Source organism: Photorhabdus aegyptia (assembly GCF_000612035.1).
Lineage (GTDB): Bacteria > Pseudomonadota > Gammaproteobacteria > Enterobacterales > Enterobacteriaceae > Photorhabdus > Photorhabdus akhurstii.
Map to the genome: position 1 here is coordinate 1 of NZ_JFGV01000078.1, position 23,169 is coordinate 23,169.

The following is a 23,169-nucleotide window of genomic DNA, read 5'->3' on the forward strand; positions in this document are numbered from 1 at the left end:
CACAATGTTTATCAGCGTTGTGTCGGTCAGTGGTGGCGCATTATAGGGAGTTCTTTGACGCTGGCAAGCGTTTAATTACAAAAAAAATCCATCCGAACACCAATTAGGCAAAAACAGGGCTAAATTGCGATTTAATGCGCGAAATGATAAAAAAAGAGGCAGTTCCCTGCCCCTTATTTCTCGTTAACCTTACTCTCGCGTTAAATATCAAGTTATTGCTTTGCGACGATATGGCTATTTTCCACATCCAGAGTAACTAGTTTTCCTGGCAATAGTTGGCCGGAAAGTATCTTTTGAGCTAATGGGTTTTCGATTTCCTGCTGGATAGCTCGCTTCAATGGCCGTGCTCCGTAAACAGGATCGAACCCTGCTTCCGCCAACATGTCCAACGCTTGCTGAGTAATCGTCACCTGATAACCACGTTCTTCCAGACGCTTGTACAAACGTTGCAATTGGATATCTGCAATCGCTGATAAGTGACTACGCCCTAATGGATGGAACACAACAGCTTCATCAATACGGTTAATAAATTCAGGTCTGAAATGATGGCTAACAATTCCCATCACCATATCTTTCATTTCACCATAATTCAGATCACCAAAACGCTCTTGGATCATGTCCGACCCAAGATTAGACGTCATGATGACAACCGTGTTGCGGAAATCGACGGTACGACCTTGCCCATCAGTCAACCTACCATCATCCAGCACCTGCAATAAGATATTGAATACATCCGAGTGCGCTTTTTCCACTTCATCAAGCAGAATAACGGAGTAAGGTCGACGGCGAACCGCTTCTGTTAGATAGCCACCTTCTTCATAACCAACATACCCCGGCGGCGCTCCTACCAACCGTGATACGGTATGTTTTTCCATAAATTCAGACATATCGATACGCACCATTGCATCATCGCTGTCAAACAGGAAATTCGCTAACGCCTTGCACAACTCAGTTTTACCAACACCGGTTGGACCAAGGAACAAGAATGAACCAATCGGACGATTTGGATCAGCTAATCCAGCTCGGCTACGGCGAATCGCATTAGATACTGCATTGACTGCCTCATCCTGACCAATGACACGTTTATGCAGCTCTTGCTCCATGCGCAACAGTTTGTCTTTTTCACTCTCCAGCATTCTGGCAACCGGAATACCTGTCCAACGAGCAAGAATTTCTGCAATTTCCGCATCGGTAACTTTGTTACGAAGCAGTTTCATATGCTTACTTTCAGCTTGTGTGGCTGCGGCAAGCTGTTTTTCCAATCCAGGTATTTTCCCATATTGAATTTCAGACATCTTCGCTAAATCACCACTGCGGCGTGCCTGTTCTAGGCTGATACGGGCATTTTCCAATTCTGCTTTTATGTGCTGAGTACCGGTCAGTGCGGCTTTCTCAGCTTTCCACTCTTCTTCCAGTTCAGAATATTCGCGTTCTTTTACGATCAGCTCTTCATTAAGCATTTCAAGCCGTTTTTTACTGGCATCATCAGACTCTTTTTTCAGCGCCTGCTGTTCCAACTTCAATTGGATAACCCGACGCTCCAGACGGTCCAGCGCTTCCGGTTTTGAATCCATTTGCATACGTAAACTGGCGCCCGCTTCATCGATCAAATCGATAGCTTTATCCGGCAACATACGGTCTGAGATATAACGGTGAGATAATGTTGCTGCCGCGACAATTGCAGGGTCGGTAATTTGTACATGATGATGTAATTCATAACGTTCTTTCAGACCGCGCAAAATAGCGATAGTGTCCTCTACGGAAGGTTCTGCGACATAGACTTTTTGAAAACGGCGTTCCAGCGCTGCATCTTTTTCAATGTATTGACGATATTCATCCAGTGTTGTTGCCCCAACACAGTGAAGTTCGCCACGGGCCAAGGCTGGTTTTAACATGTTGCCAGCATCCATTGCCCCATCAGCCTTACCCGCACCAACCATAGTATGCAATTCGTCAATAAACAGAATGACATTGCCTTCCTGTTTGGAAAGGTCATTCAGCACACCTTTCAAACGTTCCTCGAATTCACCACGATATTTAGCCCCTGCTAACAGCGCTCCCATATCCAGAGAAAGGACGCGCTTATTTTTAAGACCCTCAGGAACTTCACCATTAATGATTCGTTGAGCAAGCCCTTCAACAATGGCCGTTTTACCGACCCCGGGCTCACCAATTAAGACCGGATTATTTTTGGTACGGCGTTGTAATACCTGAATAGTGCGGCGAATTTCTTCATCACGGCCAATCACCGGATCAAGTTTGCCTTGTTCAGCACGTTCAGTCAGATCAATAGTATATTTTTTCAGGGCTTGGCGTTGATCTTCCGCTCCCTGATCATCAACTTTTTCACCACCACGCATTTGTTCTATTGCCTTAGTGATTTTTTCTTTTGTTGCGCCGACAGCTCTCAATATGTCACTTAATGTGCCACGTTCTTCCAATGCTGCCAGAACAAATAATTCAGAGGAGATAAAATTATCCCCGGCTTTTTGTGCTAATTTGTCGCACAGATTTAAATGGCGAACTAAGTCATTGGATGGTTGTACATCACCACCAACACCCTGTACCCGCGGCAAACGTTCTAAAGCCAGCTCAAGCTGATTGCTGACACGGCCCGCATCGATTCCAATTGACGTTAATAATGGGCGAATAGAGCCACCCTCTTGCTTTAACAGTGAACTCATTAAGTGAATTGGTTCGATGAACTGATTATCACGCCCAAGTGCAAGGGACTGGGCGTCAGCGAGAGCAAGCTGGAATTTATTAGTAAGACGATCCAGACGCATAACACCTCCAATACTGTTCAGAATGTTGCTACTGGAGATTAAATGAGGCCATTCCTCAAATATTCAAGGTTATTCTGAAAAGCAAATTGTGAGATATTCTCTTATGCGCCAACGGATCGCCCTACGAGATAGGTTATATCAGCCAGATTAAAGTTGCCATACGTCCGGTGATCCCATCACGCCGATAAGAGAAAAATTTCTCTTTATTAGTGACAGTACACTCACTCCCGCCAAAAATCGCATTCACACCAACAGATTGCAATTTTAGTTTTGCCAACAAATAGATATCCGCTAAATACTTTTCGCCAAAAGGTATAAAAGCTTGACTCAAATCAGCATGCTGGCTAGTGAACGCTTGCAAAACTTCATTGCCGACTTCAAATTTTTTCGCGCCAATCGCCGGCCCTAACCAAGCTTGGATCTGATGAGGTTTAGCGTTAAATTGAGCGATAGTGTTTTCCAGTACGCCAGCGCATAAACCTCTCCACCCCGCATGGGCAGCGGCAACCTCATCACCGGCAGAACTGCAAAATAGTACAGGCAGGCAATCTGCCGTCATCACAGCACAAACCTGCCCAAGAATATTGGTATAAACAGCATCAGCTCTCTTATCTTCCAGCGGCTGACCATTGAGTCTCACAACGCGCGTACCATGAACCTGCTCTAGCCAGACCGGCGGCTGAGGCAGTTCTGCCATTTCCGCTAAAATATGCCTGTTTTGTTCTACAACATCAGGTTTATCACCAACATGCGTGCCCAGATTCAGGCTATCGTAAGGCGATAAGCTCATTCCCCCCAAACGGGTAGAACTACAGGCTTTTACTGTCGTCGGCTGCGGCCAGTTTGGAAAAATAAGCGAGGTCATTTACCAATCCATTTCGTCTTTAAATGCTTCTGCATCTGCTTTTAATGCCTTAACCAGCATCACCATATCTTCGGGTAATTCAGCGTGCCACTCCATTTCAATGCCGGTTATCGGATGATAAAGGCGCAGCATCGTGGCGTGCAATGCCTGACGATCAAAGTTACGCATTACCTCGCGAAATTCATCAGAAGCCCCTTTCAAAGGACGAGGACGACCGCCATACAAAGGATCGCCTACCAATGGGTGACTGATATGGGCCATGTGAACACGTATCTGGTGTGTTCTGCCTGTTTCCAGTCTGAGGCGCAGACGAGTATGCGCCCTAAAGTGCTCCATTACCCGATAATGGGTAATAGCCGGTTTTCCCATTGGATGCACTGCCATATGCGTTCGTTTTGTTGGATGACGAGAAATGGGTTCTTCAACGATTCCGCCAGCGGTCATACGACCTATCGCCACCGCTTCATATTCACGGGTAATTTCGCGTAGTTGGAGTGATTCGACTAAACGCGTTTGAGCGGGAACCGTTTTAGCAATGACCATCAGCCCTGTCGTATCTTTATCAAGACGGTGGACAATGCCCGCCCGAGGGACATCGGCAATTTCAGGATAACGATATAACAGCGCGTTCAATACCGTACCGTCTGGATTTCCTGCTCCCGGATGAACGACCAAATCACGCGATTTGTTTATGACTAGAATATCATCATCTTCATAGACAATATTTAACGCAATATTCTGAGGTTCCCAACGCGCATCTTCTTCAATGATGGCATCAATGACAATTTCTTCACCTCCCAGCACTTTTTCTTTTGGCTTATTGATTAATTTGCCATTAACCTGAACTCTGTCATCCAAGATCCAATCTTTTATGCGTGATCTTGAATAATCAGGGAACAATTCAGCCAAAGCCTGATCTAAACGTTGGCCGAGCTGAGATTCGGCGACTGTTGTATTAAGTCGAATTTGTTGTGCCATATATTGTTTCTACACTTACGTTGAGTTTTGACGGCAGAGCCGTTTAATTTAATATAGTGTGCTATTGTAACTCGATCTTTTGCCGGGAGCTTCATGGATAGTCTCCCAGAAAACACTCAGAGGATAATCAACACGTGATGATACGCATAAAATATCTGGTGGCGGCAGCCACATTGAGCCTGGTACTTTCCGGGTGCGCTGGTAATAAAAATGCTGTCCCCGACAGCCCACCCGCGGAAATTTACTCTAAGGGTCAGGAAAAGCTGCAAAATGGTAGCTATGGAGATGCGATCAAGCAATTGGAAACCCTCGATAATCGCTATCCATTCGGCCCCTATTCACAGCAAGTACAACTCGATCTGATTTATGCTTATTATAAATCCTCTGACTTGCCAATGGCGCTTGCTTCCATTGACCGCTTCATACGCCTGAATCCAACTCACCCCAACATTGATTATGTTCTGTATATGCGAGGGTTAACTTCACAAGCTCTAGATAACAGTCTATTGCAGAGTTTCTTCGGCATTGACCGCTCAGATCGTGATCCTGAACACGCCAGGGTAGCATTCAAGGATTTTAGCCAATTAGTACGCTATCATCCTAACAGCCTGTATACCGCCGATGCCATTAAGCGTTTAATGTTTATCAAAGAGCGCCTGGCAAAGTATGAGCTTTCTGTGGTGGAATATTATAACAAACGCGGCGCCTATGTCGCGGTGGTAAATCGGGTTGAGCAAATGTTACGTGATTACCCTGATACACAGCCAACTCTCGCAGCATTGCCTTACATGAAAAAAGCTTATACACATTTGGGTTTAACAGCTCAGGCAGATAAAGTAGCAAAACTCATTGCTGCTAATCCTGTATAAAAAAGCAGATGATAAAACAGCGGTTGGCGCCGCTGTTTTATTTTTACTTGTCAAATCCAAAAAACGCTTATCCATTAGGAGAATAAAAGACTCAACTTGTCAATAGTGTCTCATTAGCTTCAATCCTGCAATAGATATTCTTTGTATTTTTATCATTAATCACAATTACTTCAACTAGTTGCCTCATGTCTGGTTAAAAGTGATTTAGATCACCTTTTTCATGAAAAAGAAATGTATTCTGAAATTATTGAAGGTGGATAATCAATAATGAGAGGTAACTATATGATAGTGAATATTACCAGCAAACAAATGGAGATTACCCCGGCAATTCGCAACCACGTAGAAAAACGTCTGAGCAAACTAAATAAATGGCAAGTAAATCTGATAAATCCTCATATTATTCTATCAAAAGGGCCTCAAATTTTTAGGGCTGATGCAACCATAAGTATACCGAATGGTATGCTAGTTGCCGGTGCGAAGCATGAAGATATGTATATTGCTATCAATGAATTATTAACAAAACTGGAGCGTCAATTGAACAAAGTACAGCATAAGGGAGAGGCACGCCGTACTGACAACAGTGTTAAAGAATTAAACCTTAACCTAGAAGCACAACTAGAAACAGAACCAGAAATATCACAATAAAATAACAATGACTTGCCTCTGACGCGTCCAATTTGGACGCGTTTTTTGTTGACAGAAACAACAACATAAGGTTAATTAACGAAAATTACCGTAACCCCTTGTCCAGTGCGGATGGCTGCCGATGAAATGGAAAGCATAATGGAAAGCTTCGCCCGGTTGGACAAAGATCGGTCACATAAACTATGAATATGAGAATATGATGAATACAAACCTGTTTTTCTCTTCTTTCTTTTTTACCTTCCCTTGAGGGAGGCTTTCGTCGTTGAAAAAAGAACGAGAAGACGAACAGTAAGCCTCCCCATCGGGAGGCTTTTTTCTGTCTATTGCAAACCTATTATTATCAGAATGTGAATAACCCATTAGGAACCCATTTATGGATCAAAATAATTTGCTGAAAATACGGGAAAAAGTCAGCGAACTTGATTTAAAGTTACTGATTTTACTAGCAGAGCGTCGCCAATTAGCTTTTAATATCGCACAAACTAAGTTAAAGGATAATCGCCCTATCAGAGACAAAGATCGCGAACGAGAACTATTAGATGTCCTAATTAAAAAAGGGAAAAACTACGGGCTTGATGGCTTTTATATTTCGCGTCTCTTTCAGATGATCATTGAAGATTCCGTACTCACTCAACAAGCATTATTGCAGCAACACCTAAATCAAACCCCCCAAGATTCAGCGCGTATTGCATTCCTCGGTCCTAGAGGTTCCTACTCTCATATCGCAGCCCGCCAATATACCGCACGCCATTTCAATCAATTAATTGAATGTAGCTGTCATAAGTTCCAGGATATCTTCTCCCTGGTTGAAACAGGCCAGGCGGATTACGGAATGTTACCCATTGAAAATACCAGCTCTGGTTCCATCAATGATGTTTATGACTTGTTGCAACATACCAATTTGTCAATTGTGGGAGAAATAACCCTTCCTATTGACCATTGCCTACTCGTTGCAAGAGACACAACGCTATCAGAGATCAAAACGGTTTACAGTCACCCTCAACCATTCCAACAATGTAGCCAATATATTAATCAATTCCCACATTGGAAAATTAAATATTGCGAAAGCACTGCCGCAGCAATGCAAGAAGTCGCTGAACAGAACTCACCAGAAATTGCAGCTTTAGGTAGTGAAGCGGGCGGCGCACTTTATCAGTTACAAGTTCTGGAACAGAATCTAGCCAATCAATCACATAATATTACTCGTTTCATTATTGTTGCCCGTCAGCCTATTGAAGTTGCAGAACAGGTACCGGCCAAAACGACATTTATTATGGCAACCGGACAGCAGGCAGGCGCGCTGGTAGATGCGTTAATGGTGCTGAAAAAACATAATATTATTATGAGTAAACTGGAATCTCGCCCGATTAACGGGAATCCGTGGGAAGAGATGTTTTATATTGATGTCCAAGCTAATATTCGTTCAATTAATATGCAACACGTCCTGAAAGCATTGGCGAAAATCACTCATTCATTAAAGGTATTGGGATGTTATCCAACAGAAAGTGTGGTGCCGGTTAATCCTTCCTGATTAAAAAGAACCGGGTATTAAAATATCCGGTTCAGATTATTGGCTTTCAACATTTTTATTATCAATGAGAAAATTTTTACTGCCTTTAACCTCTCGGTTTAAGGCTTTTTATTTATTCCGTAAATCCCGACTTTCTCAGATTAAATACGTTTTATCTGAATGTGACAAAACCGATGTTAATAAAAACCACGTTTTATCTGTCGCCACGGTTTTAAAGCCTGGAAAAAACCGCAAGCATATCGTGAAAAAGAAGGTAAAAACTTTAATCATTAAAGGTAAAACAGAAATGATTAAAGCTTTTTTAAAGCAAGTAAAAAATCCGGTGTTATACTGACACCGGAAGAGAAAACATCAGAAAAGACAAGTTTTAAATTTATTAACAAGGTGAAAAAATGACAACATTAACCATAGAACAAGAATATTCGATTATATCAAACCATTTATCAAGAATATCCACATTAAGAAGATTTGCTCAAACAAAAGATGTTGAATGGTTAGAAGATGTTTACAAATCACTAGAAACAATCGTGCAAGACAACAAAGAAACCTTCAGATTAATGAGTTTAGAAGCGGAACAAAAAGAACAAAAACGTTTAGACATATTAAGGCTGATTAAAGAAACCGGCTTTGATCTCGAGACCATTAACATACCTGTTACCATCTCTAGTTTTAAAGCTAAAAAATCAAATGCAGGAAAAGGAAAGACGAGAAAACGTGACTGCTCCCCGCCGTAAACGGCGAGGCTTCCCACTTCTCAGGCCGCCACCGTCGATGCAACGGATTTACGCTGGCCTCCGTGGGCAGAAACGACGAGCCCCGCCGCCTGTAATTCCTGTATGCCCTTGCGCTCGATGTTGAGCGCTGCGTTGATATCACGATCATGTTCGACACCACAGCAAGGACATGGCCAGCTCCGCTTATGCAGCGGCAGTTCTGGCATTTTGTGACCGCAACAGTGACAGGTTTTCGAACTGGCGAACCACTGATCCAGCTTCACCAGATGAACCCCTTTCTCTGCGGCTTTGTATTCCAGTTTCTTGATGAAGCCATGCCAGCCCGCATCGCCGATAGCGCGAGCCAGCCTGGGATTCTTCATCATGTTGGCCGATTTCAGCGTCTCAACAATTATCGCTTGGTTTTCGTCAACCATTGTTCGGGAGAGTTTGTGTTGAAAATCGGCGCGAGCATTCGCTACCCGCTCGTGTACGGCGGCAAGCCTCTGTCGTGCTTTACGGCGGTTGGCGCTGCCTTTTTGTTTCCGGGAGAGGGCCTTCTGTTTACGCCTCAGATTACGGCCGGCATTGATAAGATGACGGGGATTGGCCATCTTATCTCCGCTGGATTTGATAGCGTAGTGAGATAATCCCATATCCAAACCTGTCATCTGGGTTATCAAAGAGGGCTTCTCGGGCGCGGCCATGCCATCATCACAGAGTATCGAGGCGTAGTATTTGCCGGTGGCTGAACGACTCAGGGTCATGCTTTTCACCTCTCCGGTCATTTCACGGTGCAGACGGGCTTCTATCGGCGATAACTTGGGTATTTTTATTGCCCCGTCCAGCACCTTCACCCCGACACAATGATAGCTGGACTGCCTGCCATGCTTGCGTTTGAACGCCGGGAAGCGCGCTTTCAGCTTCGGATTAAAAAAGTTGGAAAACGCCATATCGAGGTTAATCACCGCCTGCTGCAAGGCGATGGCGTCATACGCTTTGAGCCAGGCATACCGGCGGGATTTTTTCGCCACTGACAGTAAGGGCTTGAGGTCTTTACGCGGGCTAAGGTTCACCCCGTGGCGTTGATAAGCGTGCTTCTTGATGTGGAGCGCCTTGTTGTATGCGAAACGAACCGCACCGAACTGAGCATTGAGATAATCAGCCTGTTCTGGCGTCGGGTAAATGCGGACTTTGGTGGCTCTTAACATCATCAGCGCTCATCGGTATAGTTTATGTATTTTAACCGCTTTTTTTGGCCGTGTCCCCCCCCCGGGCTGGCAATGAGCGTGATGGTTAATAACCTGAAAGCCCTACGGGCTTTTCGCCTTATATCACCGCCCGCATTGGGCGAGGGTTTACGGCGGATTTTGCTAAAAGAATATCTTTACACCATTAAACCATTTACTAGCTGATTTAAGAAAAAAATAAAGAGTGGTGACTGATAAAGACTGTTCAGCATTGTCAATAAAACGGAGTCAGTAAAGATAAAAAACTAGTATGATTAATGTCCGTTAAATATAAAACACGATATCCATGATGGATAATTAAACTTAATAAAAAACAGGGGTGAAAAGGGGGAAAACACGGTTAAACCTTATACCAATTAAATCCAGGAGCTAATACCATGACTTTTAATAATAATTTGAAAACTACACATCATAAAATTATCAGTTAAAATAATAAACGAAAATCGGTTTTGTTAATGCTTAAAACGGATATGATTAATGCTCATTAAGCGTAAAACCACATACCATGATGGTTAAACTTTAATAAAACAGGGCATTAAAAGAGAGAAAAAAAACTGTTAAAAGCTATACTATCTCAGCGCTAGCAATTACCAGTTATTTATACCGGTATCTGTCAGATTAAATCCGGTTCAGTTTTTTTCCACCCAGATTCATTTACCAACTAAAAAGCAGGTATTAAAGGGGGTTAAAACACGATTAAAACCGTATACCGATTAAACCCAGAAGTTAACACCATGATTTTTAATAACAACTTAAAAACTGGCTTTATCAATGCTTACATACCTAGAAAAAAGATAAATGAAAATATGAATAGGTTTATCCGTTTACCAGAAAATATATCTCCCCAAAAACCATCTTTAATAACGTTTTCAACCGTGGAATAAACTTTCCCTAAACCAGTTAAATCATCCGATGATAAAAAATCGGCGTAACAAAATCCGTAAATAAATAATTTAACCAAATAATAACTCAGCTATTTTCAGCATTATTATATTGCACATCTACCATGTAAAACTACGATACCTTAAATACGCCAGTTTAAACTTGCTTTACACGTCTTTAATCCGCCCAATAGCATTGCTTTTCTATGATTTAATTTAAACTACGCCTCTATTTTATGCCTTTAATGTGATCTAATCCGCAAAGCCTTTCACCCTCATTAATACCATTAAACTTGTCAGCAATTTGAACAAGGTATTGTCATATCCGGTTCTTTTTATACCCGTTATCTTTCAAGTTTCCTCTTTGTTGGCTGCGCTCGCTCACCCCGGTCACATAGTTATCCATGCTCCCGGGGATTCGCTCCCTTGCCGTCGCGATGCATCTTAAAATCCATAGGGGATAGCTATTGGCGACTATCATTCGCTTGTTGAAGCAATACCCTGCTCTCTCTCATAAAATGAGGCGCATAATCACCAAACCATTCACTAACATCTTCAAAACTGCTGACAAAAGCCCGTTTATCCCGGCTTTCCAATATCTCTAACGCTTGTCCAAAACTTTGGTGATAACGGCGTATAAGATCAATATTCTCTGGTGATGACATAATAATATCCGCGTAAAGCTGAGGATCTTGCGCGAACAACCGCCCAACCATGATCAATTCCAAACGGTAAATAGGGGAAGATATTGATAACAGTTGTTGTAAATCAGCGCCTTCCTGTGCGAGATGTTGCCCATAAGCAAATGTCGTGAAATGGCGCAACGCCTGAATAAAGCTCATGTTTTTATCATGCTGTTCAGGACTCATTTGATGCAAGCAAGCCCCCCAAATCAACAACTGTTCTAAAAACCATTGATAAGCTTCCTCTTGACATCCGTCACAGTAAACAACAACTTGTTTTACCAAACTACCGACATCCGGCCCAAACATAGGATGTAATCCCAATACTGGGCCTTTATGCACTTCAAGCATAGCTTGTAATGGCTGCTGTTTAACGGACGCCAAATCCACCAAAATGCAATGGTCAGGTAATGGCGGTAAACGGCGAATAACCTCTTCTGTCAAATGAATAGGCACGCTGATAATCACCATACCCACTCCCGCCAGAATCTGCTCCGCGTCAGGCCAATCTTGTGGCTCCAGATTTTTGACTTCATAACCAGACAATGTTAACAAGCGGCCAAACAGTTTCCCCATTTTGCCCAAACCACCAACAATGACTATCGGCCCCAATTGAGGGCAAAGCGTTTTAAACCCTTTGTTATTTTCACTGGTGTAGGACTCCCGCATAATACGGCGCAGAATATCTTCAATTAAATCAGGTGGAACACCAAACTCTTCGGCCTCCTGCCGACGTGAAGCGAGCATCGCCATTTCTCTGTCAGGCGCATAAATTGACAACCCATTCTGGCTTTTTACCTCACCAATCTCTGCAACCAATTCCAGACGCTTTGCCAGTAAGCCCAGCAAAGCTTTATCCACTTCATCAATCTTATCCCGCAATTGAGATAATTCAGCCGCCATATTTATTATCCCGCTTTTTTCAGTACTGTCATTCTTTGCGACAATTGCCTGCTAAGTTGCTGATGTAATTTTCTTAGCATTGCCTCTGTCGTCTGCCAACTAATACATGCGTCAGTCACTGATACGCCATATTTCATTTCACTACGCGGTTGTTCAGAAGATTGATTACCCTCATTAATGTTGCTTTCCAACATAATGCCAGTAATAGATCGATTCCCTGAAATGATCTGATCCGCAACAGAATCCACAACCAAACTTTGGCGACGAAAATCCTTATTAGAGTTACCATGACTACAATCAATCATCAAGGATGGCAATAATCCAGATTGAATCATTTGCTGTTCACATTCCATTACATGTTGGGCGCTGTAATTAGGGGTCTTACCGCCACGTAAGATAATATGTCCATTCGGGTTCCCTTGCGTTTGTAATAAACACACCTGCCCCGACTGATTTATTCCCATAAAACGGTGTGGCATAGCAGCGGCACACATCGCATTAATTGCCGTGCTCAAGCTACCATCAGTCCCATTTTTGAAACCAACAGGCATAGATAAACCTGAAGCCATTTCCCGGTGTGTCTGAGATTCCGTGGTTCTCGCGCCAATTGCAGACCAACTGAATAAATCCCCCAAATATTGGGGACTATTCGGATCTAAAGCCTCTGTCGCAAGAGGTAATCCCATTTTAACCAAACTAAGTAGTAAGCGGCGGGCAATATGCAGGCCAGCTTCCACATCAAATGAGCCATCCATGAACGGATCATTAATAAGACCTTTCCAACCCACAGTTGTACGAGGCTTTTCAAAATAGACACGCATGACGATGTACAAGCTATCACTCAATTCAGCAGAAAGGGCGGCCAAACGGTGAGCATAATCCAAAGCCGCGTCTACGTCATGAATAGAACAAGGACCACAGACTACCAGCAAACGGGGATCACGGAGCTGAACAATGTCAGCTATTGTTTTACGCGCGTTTGCAATAGCATGCAGATCATCATCACCCAGTGGATATTGTTGCTTTAATTCTTTTGGAGTGATAAGAATTTGCTCACCACTGATGTGAACGTTATTAAGTACATCTCTTTGCATGAACATGTCGATTTTCTCCTCAAATTATCATTCTGTACTCATTTGTTTTTATGCATTTGACTAATAACATATCATGCGTCGTAAAGAATACAATCCAAAAGTGTAAACAAATCTAAAACACTGTAAATAAATATTTACAAAAAATGAAAAAGGAGTCAATTCAATGATAAATCTATTCTATAACCAATTAATAACATTAAAATTATTTCATATAGAAAAATATTAGAAATAATTATCTTAAAATAAGATTAATATCAAAACACAAGAGCGAAATATTTGAGCCAATACTTTATGATTGTTAGTCCTTTATTTTTCCATTTAAAATTATTAGGTGAAAAATATATTCTTCTCACTTTCATTACTAAAAACAGATAATATCAATAATCTTATTTTATATTGTGATGAAAAATTTATATCGCTCTTTTAAACTTAATATACTAGGGCCGGAAAATCCGGCCTCTTTATTAAAATATCCGTTACAAAGCTTGCTGTAAGAAAGCAATTAATTCCTGATTAACTTTATAGGGTTGCTCCAATGTGGAAATATGCCCTGCATCCTGGATAATAATATGATCACAATGTAGTATTTCAGCCATCAAATAACCCTCCAGTGGCGGGCGAGGCGTATCTTGTTCGCCAGTAATAACAAGCGAAGGAATATCCAGTTTTTCCAACAAATGAATTCTATCTTCACGCCCAAATATTATTCTACCTAACGGAACAATACTATTACGCAATATTTCCGCAGGAATAGCTACCAGACGCTGAGTTAATTCATCAACCAAATGCTGAGCCGGTTGCTGGCTAAAGAAAGCCGGCGCTATCTGCTGTTGCAAAATAGATTGAGGAATTGCGCCAGCCTGCTCTATCGCATCCAACATGGCAAAGTATTTTGTATGAGTCACCTCCGGTTCTAATCCGACAAAGGTATCCATCAAAACCAGTGCCTTAACTCTGTCCGGCGCCATCTCTACCAACTCAATTCCCCACATACCGCCAGCGGATAACCCAATGATAGCAAACTCTTTAATGCCAAGTTGATCCATCAACGCCAGGTAATCCCGAGCTAAATCAGCCAAAGTGCGATGTTGTTCTGGTAGCTCTCCCGAGTTTCCATGTCCCCAGAGATCAGGAGCAATCACCCGATATTTTTTACTTAAAGCCTCGATCTGAGGCGCCCACATAGTAGAATCAAACAAATAGCTATGCCCTAGTAATAACGGGAAACCTTCACCTTCATCTCGGTAAGCCATTGTTTTGTTATGTATTTGAAAAGTTTTCAAAGCAAATCCTTATCGTCAGTTAATCACGTCTGAAATTATTCTAAGACTCTCAAAATAATTGTCTTTAAGATTATTACGATCTGATAATAATGTATTGCCGAATCATTTATCGATGAGTAAAAATCCTCCTTCATAAAAAGCAACATTGATTTCGCTCCTGAGGAGCATAATAAAAAAATCCTCCAAAAAAACCGCCCATATTCAGCCTGTTTCTTCATTACAATAAGGCAGAGCCAAAACCAAATTGATGACCACGCCCGCAAAATGCAGTTTTAAATTGAGCGTAAAAAAAGAGGCCAACAATTGCTGGCCTCTTTAATGATAACTTTCGGATGTAACGAAAGCGTATTATTTGCTGTTCAGACGCTCTTTAATACGAGCGGCTTTACCAGAACGCTGACGCAGATAGTACAGTTTAGCTCTACGAACAGCACCACGACGTTTAACGTTAATGCTGTCTACGACTGGGGAGTGAGTCTGGAATACACGCTCAACACCTTCGCCGTTAGAAACTTTGCGAACAGTGAATGCAGAGTGCAGACCGCGGTTACGGATAGCGATAACCACGCCCTCGAATGCCTGCAGACGTTTCTTAGCACCTTCTACGACCCATACCTTAACTTCCACGGTGTCACCCGGACGGAATGAAGGTACGTCTTGCTTCATCTGCTCTTGTTCAAGTTGTTTAATAATGTTGCTCATAATAATTCTCTTACCCTAGGTAAACTGATATATCAGAGACATTCCCTTCGGGGATATGTCTGGATTAATTAGTTGCTTCAGTTAGATGTTCCCTTTGGAACTCTATTAGCAATATCCTTTGCTCGTCAGTCAGAGCTAGGTTTTCCAGAAGTTCAGGTCTTCTAAGCCAGGTCCGGCCAAGCGATTGTTTCAGCCGCCAGCGATTAATTTCAGCATGATTTCCAGACAGCAACACTGGTGGAACTTCCATACCATCTAATACCTCCGGGCGAGTATAGTGCGGACAATCCAGCAATCCATCAGCAAAAGAATCCTCCTCCGCTGATGCCTGATGCCCCAGAACACCCGGAATGAACCGAGAAACTGAGTCAATCATCGTCATTGCAGGGATTTCACCACCGCTGAGCACGTAATCACCGATAGACCACTCTTCGTCAATCTCGGTTTGGATCACCCGCTCATCTATCCCTTCATAGCGGCCGCAAATCAAAATCAGTTTTTCATTTGTTGCCAGCTCACAAACCCCTTGTTGGTTGAGTTTGCGTCCCTGAGGTGAAAGATAAATCACTTTTGCACCTTCGCCTGCCGCAGTTTTTGCTGCATGAATGGCTTCCCGTAAAGGCTGAACCATCATCAACATGCCTGGACCACCGCCATAAGGTCGATCGTCAACGGTACGATGCCGGTCATAGGTAAAATCCCGTGGATTCCAGCATTCAATACTTAACAGGCCATTTTTCACTGCCCGGCCAGTTACCCCATAATCGGTTATTGCGCGGAACATTTCAGGAAACAGGCTAATAACCCCAATCCACATTATCGCGTCCCACTCATTTCAACCGCTTATAACCGGAGTTTAAAAACCAGGATCCCAATCTACTTCAATGGTTTTAGTAGCGAGATCGACTTTCTTGATAACCTGCCCATCAAGAAACGGAATTAGCCGTTCCTTGATACCGAATGCATCTTTCAAGTTTGCTTTAATTACCATTACGTCGTTAGAACCGGTTTCCATCATGTCATTGACAGTCCCCAAGTTATAACCCGCGGTGTTGATTACCTGGCAACCTATTAAGTCTTTCCAGTAGTAATCACCCGCATCCAGCTCTGGCAGTTGTTCTGAATCTACAATAATTTCGCAATTAGTCAGTAAATTCGCAGCATCCAGATCATCAATACCTTTGATTTTGATGATCATATCCTGATTGTGGTGTTTCCAGGCTTCCAGTTCGATGTGTTGCCACCGACCTGCCCGTTGAATAAACCACGGTTGATACTCAAAAATGTCTTCGGCATGTTCGGTGGAAGAAAAAACTCTGAGCCAACCACGAATACCGTAAGTTGAACCTAGTTTTCCCAATACAATTGGGTTTACAGGCGGTTCAAAACAGGTTTGCTTGCTCATAGTTACCACCGCGACAGATTAAGCTGCTTTTTTGGCGTCTTTGATCAGTGTAGAAACACGATCAGACACAGTTGCACCCAGACCAACCCAATGTTCAATACGGTCCAGATCTAAACGCAGTGCTTCTGCTTTCCCTGTTGCAATAGGGTTGAAGAAGCCAACACGCTCGATAAAGCGACCATCACGCGGGCTGCGGCTATCGGTCACGACTACTTGGTAAAACGGACGCTTTTTGGCGCCGCCACGAGCTAAACGAATTGTTACCATAACATCCTCATTAGTTAACAAAACAACCAGACTTCATCGAGGAACGAAGTCCGGTTGTCAGATAAAAAGCCCGAAAAGTTTACTCACTTTGGCGCAAAAAGCAATCCAAAGTGGATATTCTTCGAGACTTTATCGATTAACGGCCCATAAATCCGGGTGGCATCATGCCTTTCATACCACGCATCATTTTTGCCAGGCCGCCTTTTTTCATCTTTTTCATCATGCGCTGCATTTCGTCGAATTGTTTAAGCAAGCGGTTAACATCTTGAACCTGAGTGCCTGAACCATTGGCAATACGACGTTTACGAGAGCCTTTAATTATTTCCGGCTTTTCCCGCTCTTTGCGCGTCATGGAATTGATAATCGCTTCCATTTTTACCAGAATTTTATCATCCATCTGGGATTTCACTGCATCTGGCACCTGAGACATCCCCGGCATTTTGCTTAACATGCTGGCCATTCCCCCCATGTTACGCATCTGCTTTAGCTGATCTAGAAAGTCATTTAAATCGAAGCCGTCACCTTTCTTTAATTTAGAAGCCAGCTTTTCAGCCTGGGTGCGATCGACTTTACTTTCAATCTCTTCAATCAGAGAAATGACATCGCCCATTCCAAGGATGCGAGAGGCAATACGATCCGGGTGAAACGGCTCCAACGCATCCGTTTTTTCACCAACACCCAGGAATTTAATCGGCTTACCGGTAATATGACGAATAGATAGCGCAGCACCGCCACGGGCATCACCATCGACTTTGGTTAACACCACACCGGTCAGCGGCAATGCTTCATTGAAAGCTTTCGCGGTATTAGCCGCATCCTGCCCCGTCATCGCATCAACAACAAACAGGGTTTCCACTGGATTAATGGCTTTATGAACCTGTTTGATTTCATCCATCATCGCTTCGTCAACATGCAGACGACCCGCCGTATCCACCAAAAGCACATCATAGAATTTCAATTTGGCGTGCTGTACCGCTTGAGTCACGATATCAACGGGGTTTTCCTGAGCGTCAGAAGGATAGAAATCAATACCCACTGCCTGCGCTAAGGTTTCAAGCTGTTTGATAGCCGCTGGCCGATAGACGTCGGCAGATACCACCAAAACTTTTTTCTTCTGTTTTCCTTTTAGAAAGCTACCGAGCTTGGCAACGCTGGTCGTTTTACCCGCGCCTTGCAGACCCGCCATTAATACGACGGCAGGAGGCTGAGTAGAAAGATTCAGTTCACTGTTAACTTCCCCCATCGCCTTAACGAGTTCATTCTGAACAATTTTGACAAACTCCTGGCCGGGAGTAAGGCTTTTATTCACCTCGTGGCCTACCGCGCTCTCTTTAACGCACGAAATAAAATCACGCACTACAGGCAATGCAACGTCAGCTTCAAGTAAAGCCATGCGAACTTCACGCAGTGTCTCTTTAATATTGTCTTCGGTCAGTCGCCCACGGCCACTGATATTGCGCAATGTGCGCGATAGTCTGTCGGTTAGATTATCAAACATTGTCTCTGCTCAATTTTTTTAAATGGGCTACCTGTAAGGCGTATTTCGCAAATTATAACACGATGGTAAGGGATCTCTGCACAGAGATTCGCACTGATGATTAACAACGGTTGGAGGCTATCCTTGCTGGCGGTATACTTAAGCTTTAATTCAACCAAAGACTATCGCTAAAACGGCTAATGCTATGCCAGTATTTTCTATAATTTCTTTATTCGCTTATTTACTCAGCCTGGTACTGATTATTCCCAACTTACTGCGGAAATCGAAAGGATACCGCAGGCTGGCATTACTTTCTGCGATTGTCGCTTTAACTTGTCATGCCATTGCACTTAAGTATCAGATCTTCCACGTTAGCAGTGGGCAAAACCTCACTCTTCTAAACCTAGGTTCTATTGTCAGTTTACTGACTTGTATCATCATGACAATTGTTGCTTCTCATGGCCGCGCTTGGTTCCTGCTACCCATTGTCTACAGTTTTGCCATGATAAATTTGGTCCTGGCGAGTCTGATGCCAGGTGAATTCATTACCCATCTAGAGGCCAGCTTTGAATTATCTATTCATATTGGCTTAGCGCTTCTTGGTTACGCAACTTTACTTATCGCTGCATTATATGCATTACAACTTGGATGGTTGGATCATCAGCTTAAAAACAAAAAACTCTCTTTCACGCCAGATATGCCCCCATTAATGTTCATTGAACGCAAAATGTTTCATATCACTCAGGTTGGCGTAATATTGCTAACACTGACTCTCTGTACCGGCATCCTCTATATAGATAATATTTTCAGTAGCGAAAATATCCACAAAGCAATTTTGTCTATCATCGCGTGGTTTGTTTACATTGTTTTATTATGGGGCCACTACCATGATGGATGGCGCGGTAAACGCGTTATCTGGTTTAACCTGATCGGCGCATTTACTCTAACACTCGCCTATTTCGGCAATCGATTATTGCAGGAAATCATGGTTTACTAGGAGTATGATGTCCAATCAATACTTGGAAGGAATTCCGCTTTGGAGCATGTCTCAACAAGCACATTACTGATTATTTTAGTCATCATGGTCATTGTCTCAGCTTATTTCTCCGCCTCCGAGACAGGTATGATGACAATGAATCGTTATCGCTTACGTCATCTGGCAAAGCAGGGGAATCGCTCTGCCCGCAGAGTTGAAGCATTACTTCGTCATCCTGAGCAGCTTATCAGCCTGATTCTTATCGGTAATAATCTGGTTAATATTCTTGCCTCAGCACTCGCTACTATCATTGGTATGCGTCTTTATGGCGATGCCGGAGTCGCTATCGCAACCGGTATTTTGACGTTTATCGTACTGATATTTTCTGAAGTTATGCCAAAAACGATAGCCGCCCTCTATCCTGAAAGAGTCGCTTTTCCGAGCAGTTTTTTGCTCCGCCCGTTACAGAAAATCATGCTGCCGTTAGTCTGGGCGCTAAATAAAATTACTTTATTGCTAATGCGTTGCCTTGGTATCAAACATCCTACTGGCTCTAGTCACGCAATGAGTAAAGATGAACTTCGCACTATTGTAAATGAATCAAACGCCAAGCTATCACAGCAACATCAAGATATGCTGATTTCAATTTTAGACCTGGAAAAAATCACAATCGGCGATATTATGGTCCCCCGTAATGAAATTGTTGGCATTGATATTAATGATGATTGGAAATCCATCATACGGCAATTAACTCATTCACCTCATGGCCGGATCGTGCTTTATCGTGATTCACTTGATGATGCCATTGGCATGCTTCGTGTACGCGAAGCTTACCGACTGATGACAGAAAAAAAAGAGTTCACCAAAAGAAACCTAATTAAAGCAGCAGATAAAATCTATTATGTCCCCGTCAGCACACCACTTAATATCCAGTTAGTGAATTTCCAACGTAATAAGGAAAAAGCTGGGCTCATCGTTGATGAATATGGTGATATTCAAGGACTGGTCACTGTTGAAGATATCCTCGAAGAGATTGTCGGTGATTTTACAACATCAATGTCCCCTTCTCTGGCTGAAGAAGTTTCACCACAAAGCGATGGGACTATTTTGGTTGACGGGACAGCCAATATCCGAGAATTAAATAAAGCCTTTAACTGGGCATTGCCTATTGATGGACCACGAACGGTTAATGGTATGGTGCTTGAAGAGTTAGGTGAAATACCCGCACTTAATGTACAAGTGCAAATCGGCAAATATAATTTTGAAGTACTTTCAGTCAACGATAATGTCATTAAACAAGTTCGAGTTACCCCCATTAGCCAATTTCCTGAGCAAAAAGCACAAGCCATTTAAATCGCTACGAAAAATTAACACCGCTGGAGGCGCCCCATCAACCTCCAACGGCAAATTCCTGTTAATACTTCATCTCAGGAACCTGAAATATTATCACTGCTATGGAACTACACTTTCAATTCAGTCAGTTTTTCTTCCGGTAATGCCAACTCGTCATTCTTATTAACGAGGACGTCTGAATCAAGGATATGACGTGCAATATCCTGGGCTTCTGTCAGTGAATGCATGTGATAAGTACCACATTGGTAAATATTTAGCTCTGGGATCTGGCTCTGATCTTTCACTTTCAAAACATCAGCCATCGCCGCTTTCCATGCGTCCGCAACGCGTATTTCCGCCGGTGCGCCAATCAAGCTCATATAAAAACCTGTTCGACATCCCATTGGCGATATATCAATAATTTCAACCCCCTCGCCATTGAGGTGATTGCGCATAAAACCAGCAAACAAATGTTCAAGTGTATGAATACCCTTTTCAGGCATAACCTGTTTATTGGGTACGCAGAAACGTAAGTCAAAAACTGTGATGGTGTCGCCATGAGGCGTTTTCATAGTCTTAGCAACTCTTACGGCTGGCGCATTCATACGAGTATGGTCAACAGTAAAACTATCCAGTAAAGGCATTTCTTCATCTCCACAAAAAATTCAGATTTTTCTTCAAGCAAATGAAACTTTTTCATCTGCCACCGGTCATAAAGAATGAAAGAAGCGTTATTATTATCCCTATTCTCTAGAAAATCCCATTTGGCCACTTTTACTTGTGGCCATTTTCTTTTCTAGCATCCTGTCTGTTGCTTCAGATACTCATCAAAACTCATCGTATCCTCACGTTCCAACGCGTCTTGTCGCTCTACGGAGGCCCTGCGTTCTATAGCGAACTGTTCGTCGCTAATAACCTCATATTTTTCATTGATCAGTTGCTGATGGTATTCATCTGCCAGTTCCAGTCCAAAGCCACCAATACCCTGGCTCTTCATTTTTTCCAGCACGCGAGCCGATAAAGTCAGTGATGAATCATCAAACATAGCAATTAATTCTTCGCAAACTTTTTGATATTGTGTGCCAGAACAACTATCCAATATTGCGGCAACCCGTTTCAAGTCACTAAATAACTTTTTGCCAACTTTTGCCAACGGCTCTTCCACACTTCCACAACCAAGACCAATCATTTGCCCTGGTTTACGCCCTTCAAGGATCACTCTATCCCAGTTCTTACGGCAACAATCTAATTCATCACTGCCCATCTCAGGCGCTTCGGCAAGCACGCACCATATTAAGAATAGGTCAAGAAAACGGATTTGTGTTTCATTGACGCCAATCGCGGCAAATGGATTAATATCCAATGAACGAACTTCGATATATTCCACTCCCCCACGCAGCAACGCATCAGAAGGCGATTCATTCTCTTTTGTGACACGTTTAGGTCGGATTGGCGCATACAACTCATTTTCAATTTGTAAGACGTTGGTATTGAGCTGAATATGTTTATCACCTTGCTTAATACCCAATTTAGCAAACTCATTAGATGGCTTATGAATCGCTTTTTTCAACCCGTCAATATAGGTGTGTAGGTTATTAAACGTAATATTCAGATCACTTTGTGATTTATTGGTGTACCCCAGATTACTCATTCTTAGTGAAGTCGCATAAGGCAGATAACAAGTTCCATCTTCTGTCCGATCAAAAAGAAAAGAGGTCTCTCTTCCACGTAAGAACGAGGAACAAATTGCCGGAGAAGCGCCAAACAAGTATGGGATCACCCATCCAAAGCGGTAATAGTTACGGATCAAGCGGAAATAGCCATTAGAGATCTGCTCTTTACCACTTTCTGCGTCTTCAATGCCAGCCCAGGCGCGCCAGAACTCAATTGGCAATGAAAAATTATAATGAACCCCGGATATGGTCTGCATTAACGCGCCATAACGATTTTTTAACCCTTCACGGTATAAAGTCTTATAGCGACCAACATTCGATGTACCATATTGAGCCAGAGTAATGTTCTCCTCCGCATCAATAAAGCATGGCATACTCAATGGCCACATTTTTTCTTTATCCAGCATACGCGCCGTGTGACGATGAATATCGCTAAGAAAAGAAATCGTATATTTTATGTCATCATTAACTGGTGTTATGAACTCCAACAATGACTCTGCAAAATCAGTAGTAATCCATTTATGCGTAAGCGCTGCACCAAGTGCTTTAGGATGTTCCGTTATGGCCAAACTACCATCGGAAGTAATACGCAATGTTTCACGTTCAACACCGCGACGAATTCCATTTAAAATTGTCGGATGCGCCTCTAGCCATGATAGAGCCTTTGATACGTCCGGGATCAATTCGACCTCCCGTAGTGTTTAGAAGAATTTTTATAAGGGTTTACTTTATCTTAAACAAGTCAAATTGTCGCTGATTAGATATATACCCGTCATCTTTCAAGTTGCCTCTTTGTTGGCTGCACTCACTCACCCCGGTCACATAGTTTGCTATGCTCCCGGGGATTCGCTCCTTT

Annotated in this window: 20 protein-coding genes and 1 other annotated feature; of the genes, 6 read left to right on the forward strand and 14 right to left on the reverse strand. The window is 42.8% G+C overall.

Annotated elements, in window-relative coordinates:
* Window positions 1-212: 212 nt before the first annotated feature.
* The 3 genes from clpB to rluD form a co-directional block, all read right to left on the reverse strand.
* Window positions 213-2,786, reverse strand: a complete 2,574-nt coding sequence (gene clpB, locus BA1DRAFT_RS18905) for an ATP-dependent chaperone ClpB (RefSeq protein ID WP_036782310.1) — start codon at window positions 2,784-2,786, stop codon at window positions 213-215.
* A gap of 133 nt (window positions 2,787-2,919) precedes the next feature.
* Entirely contained in the window at window positions 2,920-3,651 is a 732-nt protein-coding gene (gene yfiH, locus BA1DRAFT_RS18910) for a purine nucleoside phosphorylase YfiH (RefSeq protein WP_036782312.1), read from the reverse strand.
* Window positions 3,652-4,629 carry a 23S rRNA pseudouridine(1911/1915/1917) synthase RluD gene (gene rluD, locus BA1DRAFT_RS18915; protein ID WP_036782314.1) on the reverse strand — a complete coding sequence of 326 codons (978 nt, stop codon included), beginning with the start codon at window positions 4,627-4,629 and terminating at the stop codon, window positions 3,652-3,654. It abuts the gene before it with no gap.
* Window positions 4,630-4,766: 137 nt separating this feature from the next.
* Here rluD and bamD point away from each other — a divergent pair, with 137 nt between their 5' ends.
* The 4 genes from bamD (at window position 4,767) to BA1DRAFT_RS18940 (ending at window position 8,408) form a co-directional block, all read left to right on the forward strand.
* On the forward strand, window positions 4,767-5,498 hold the full coding sequence (gene bamD, locus BA1DRAFT_RS18920; protein ID WP_036782316.1) for an outer membrane protein assembly factor BamD: 732 nt from the start codon (window positions 4,767-4,769) through the stop codon (window positions 5,496-5,498).
* Between the two features lie 282 nt (window positions 5,499-5,780).
* Complete coding sequence (raiA, locus tag BA1DRAFT_RS18925; RefSeq protein WP_036782348.1) at window positions 5,781-6,143, forward strand: ribosome-associated translation inhibitor RaiA; 363 nt, start codon at window positions 5,781-5,783, stop codon at window positions 6,141-6,143.
* A gap of 198 nt (window positions 6,144-6,341) precedes the next feature.
* Window positions 6,342-6,461, forward strand: a sequence feature (Phe leader region).
* Between the two features lie 55 nt (window positions 6,462-6,516).
* Window positions 6,517-7,674 carry a bifunctional chorismate mutase/prephenate dehydratase gene (gene pheA, locus BA1DRAFT_RS18930; protein ID WP_036782318.1) on the forward strand — a complete coding sequence of 386 codons (1,158 nt, stop codon included), beginning with the start codon at window positions 6,517-6,519 and terminating at the stop codon, window positions 7,672-7,674.
* A 392-nt stretch (window positions 7,675-8,066) separates the two neighbouring features.
* A complete protein-coding gene (locus BA1DRAFT_RS18940) occupies window positions 8,067-8,408 on the forward strand; it encodes an H-NS family histone-like protein (protein ID WP_051560858.1) in 342 nt (113 codons plus the stop codon).
* 20 nt (window positions 8,409-8,428) lie between these two features.
* Here the strand turns inward: BA1DRAFT_RS18940 and BA1DRAFT_RS18945 are convergent, their stop codons facing one another.
* From BA1DRAFT_RS18945 to ffh, 9 genes are all read right to left on the reverse strand, one after another.
* Window positions 8,429-9,598 carry an RNA-guided endonuclease InsQ/TnpB family protein gene (locus tag BA1DRAFT_RS18945; protein WP_036782353.1) on the reverse strand — a complete coding sequence of 390 codons (1,170 nt, stop codon included), beginning with the start codon at window positions 9,596-9,598 and terminating at the stop codon, window positions 8,429-8,431.
* 1,384 nt (window positions 9,599-10,982) lie between these two features.
* Complete coding sequence (tyrA, locus tag BA1DRAFT_RS18950; RefSeq protein ID WP_036782322.1) at window positions 10,983-12,104, reverse strand: bifunctional chorismate mutase/prephenate dehydrogenase; 1,122 nt, start codon at window positions 12,102-12,104, stop codon at window positions 10,983-10,985.
* 5 nt (window positions 12,105-12,109) lie between these two features.
* Window positions 12,110-13,204 carry a 3-deoxy-7-phosphoheptulonate synthase gene (locus tag BA1DRAFT_RS18955; protein ID WP_036782324.1) on the reverse strand — a complete coding sequence of 365 codons (1,095 nt, stop codon included), beginning with the start codon at window positions 13,202-13,204 and terminating at the stop codon, window positions 12,110-12,112.
* Window positions 13,205-13,674: 470 nt separating this feature from the next.
* Window positions 13,675-14,481 carry an alpha/beta fold hydrolase gene (locus tag BA1DRAFT_RS18960; protein ID WP_036782326.1) on the reverse strand — a complete coding sequence of 269 codons (807 nt, stop codon included), beginning with the start codon at window positions 14,479-14,481 and terminating at the stop codon, window positions 13,675-13,677.
* 348 nt (window positions 14,482-14,829) lie between these two features.
* Window positions 14,830-15,183 carry a 50S ribosomal protein L19 gene (gene rplS, locus BA1DRAFT_RS18965; RefSeq protein ID WP_036782329.1) on the reverse strand — a complete coding sequence of 118 codons (354 nt, stop codon included), beginning with the start codon at window positions 15,181-15,183 and terminating at the stop codon, window positions 14,830-14,832.
* A gap of 64 nt (window positions 15,184-15,247) precedes the next feature.
* Window positions 15,248-16,000 (reverse strand): tRNA (guanosine(37)-N1)-methyltransferase TrmD, encoded by a 753-nt coding sequence (trmD, locus tag BA1DRAFT_RS18970; RefSeq protein WP_036782331.1) that lies wholly within the window; start codon window positions 15,998-16,000, stop codon window positions 15,248-15,250.
* Between the two features lie 39 nt (window positions 16,001-16,039).
* Window positions 16,040-16,588: a ribosome maturation factor RimM gene (gene rimM, locus BA1DRAFT_RS18975; protein WP_036782333.1), complete on the reverse strand. Its 549-nt coding sequence runs from the start codon at window positions 16,586-16,588 to the stop codon at window positions 16,040-16,042.
* A gap of 18 nt (window positions 16,589-16,606) precedes the next feature.
* A complete protein-coding gene (rpsP, locus tag BA1DRAFT_RS18980; RefSeq protein WP_036782335.1) occupies window positions 16,607-16,855 on the reverse strand; it encodes a 30S ribosomal protein S16 in 249 nt (82 codons plus the stop codon).
* Between the two features lie 136 nt (window positions 16,856-16,991).
* A complete protein-coding gene (ffh, locus tag BA1DRAFT_RS18985; RefSeq protein ID WP_036782337.1) occupies window positions 16,992-18,353 on the reverse strand; it encodes a signal recognition particle protein in 1,362 nt (453 codons plus the stop codon).
* 184 nt (window positions 18,354-18,537) lie between these two features.
* Here ffh and BA1DRAFT_RS18990 point away from each other — a divergent pair, with 184 nt between their 5' ends.
* Both BA1DRAFT_RS18990 and BA1DRAFT_RS18995 read left to right on the forward strand, forming a co-directional pair.
* Window positions 18,538-19,329, forward strand: coding sequence for a cytochrome C assembly family protein (locus tag BA1DRAFT_RS18990; RefSeq protein ID WP_036782339.1), 792 nt, complete (start codon window positions 18,538-18,540; stop codon window positions 19,327-19,329).
* A gap of 39 nt (window positions 19,330-19,368) precedes the next feature.
* Window positions 19,369-20,661: an HlyC/CorC family transporter gene (locus BA1DRAFT_RS18995; protein ID WP_036782341.1), complete on the forward strand. Its 1,293-nt coding sequence runs from the start codon at window positions 19,369-19,371 to the stop codon at window positions 20,659-20,661.
* A 107-nt stretch (window positions 20,662-20,768) separates the two neighbouring features.
* Here BA1DRAFT_RS18995 and luxS read toward each other — a convergent pair whose 3' ends face one another.
* Together luxS and gshA are read right to left on the reverse strand one after the other, a co-directional pair.
* Window positions 20,769-21,284 carry an S-ribosylhomocysteine lyase gene (luxS, locus tag BA1DRAFT_RS19000; protein WP_036782343.1) on the reverse strand — a complete coding sequence of 172 codons (516 nt, stop codon included), beginning with the start codon at window positions 21,282-21,284 and terminating at the stop codon, window positions 20,769-20,771.
* Window positions 21,285-21,436: 152 nt separating this feature from the next.
* The gene (gene gshA, locus BA1DRAFT_RS19005) at window positions 21,437-22,996 is read right to left on the reverse strand and encodes a glutamate--cysteine ligase (protein ID WP_036782346.1); all 1,560 of its coding nucleotides are present in this window, start codon (window positions 22,994-22,996) and stop codon (window positions 21,437-21,439) included.
* Window positions 22,997-23,169 lie beyond the last annotated feature (173 nt).

Excerpts from the sequence above, each read along its gene's own strand:
- clpB (WP_036782310.1), bottom strand. The coding sequence starts at position 2,786 with ATGCGTCTGGATCGTCTTACTAATAAATTCCAGCTTGCTCTCGCTGAC.
- yfiH (WP_036782312.1), bottom strand. The coding sequence starts at position 3,651 with ATGACCTCGCTTATTTTTCCAAACTGGCCGCAGCCGACGACAGTAAAA.
- rluD (WP_036782314.1), bottom strand. The coding sequence starts at position 4,629 with ATGGCACAACAAATTCGACTTAATACAACAGTCGCCGAATCTCAGCTC.
- bamD (WP_036782316.1), top strand. The coding sequence starts at position 4,767 with ATGATACGCATAAAATATCTGGTGGCGGCAGCCACATTGAGCCTGGTA.
- raiA (WP_036782348.1), top strand. The coding sequence starts at position 5,781 with ATGATAGTGAATATTACCAGCAAACAAATGGAGATTACCCCGGCAATT.
- pheA (WP_036782318.1), top strand. The coding sequence starts at position 6,517 with ATGGATCAAAATAATTTGCTGAAAATACGGGAAAAAGTCAGCGAACTT.
- BA1DRAFT_RS18940 (WP_051560858.1), top strand. The coding sequence starts at position 8,067 with ATGACAACATTAACCATAGAACAAGAATATTCGATTATATCAAACCAT.
- BA1DRAFT_RS18945 (WP_036782353.1), bottom strand. The coding sequence starts at position 9,598 with ATGTTAAGAGCCACCAAAGTCCGCATTTACCCGACGCCAGAACAGGCT.
- tyrA (WP_036782322.1), bottom strand. The coding sequence starts at position 12,104 with ATGGCGGCTGAATTATCTCAATTGCGGGATAAGATTGATGAAGTGGAT.
- BA1DRAFT_RS18955 (WP_036782324.1), bottom strand. The coding sequence starts at position 13,204 with ATGTTCATGCAAAGAGATGTACTTAATAACGTTCACATCAGTGGTGAG.
- rplS (WP_036782329.1), bottom strand. The coding sequence starts at position 15,183 with ATGAGCAACATTATTAAACAACTTGAACAAGAGCAGATGAAGCAAGAC.
- trmD (WP_036782331.1), bottom strand. The coding sequence starts at position 16,000 with ATGTGGATTGGGGTTATTAGCCTGTTTCCTGAAATGTTCCGCGCAATA.
- rimM (WP_036782333.1), bottom strand. The coding sequence starts at position 16,588 with ATGAGCAAGCAAACCTGTTTTGAACCGCCTGTAAACCCAATTGTATTG.
- rpsP (WP_036782335.1), bottom strand. The coding sequence starts at position 16,855 with ATGGTAACAATTCGTTTAGCTCGTGGCGGCGCCAAAAAGCGTCCGTTT.
- ffh (WP_036782337.1), bottom strand. The coding sequence starts at position 18,353 with ATGTTTGATAATCTAACCGACAGACTATCGCGCACATTGCGCAATATC.
- BA1DRAFT_RS18990 (WP_036782339.1), top strand. The coding sequence starts at position 18,538 with ATGCCAGTATTTTCTATAATTTCTTTATTCGCTTATTTACTCAGCCTG.
- luxS (WP_036782343.1), bottom strand. The coding sequence starts at position 21,284 with ATGCCTTTACTGGATAGTTTTACTGTTGACCATACTCGTATGAATGCG.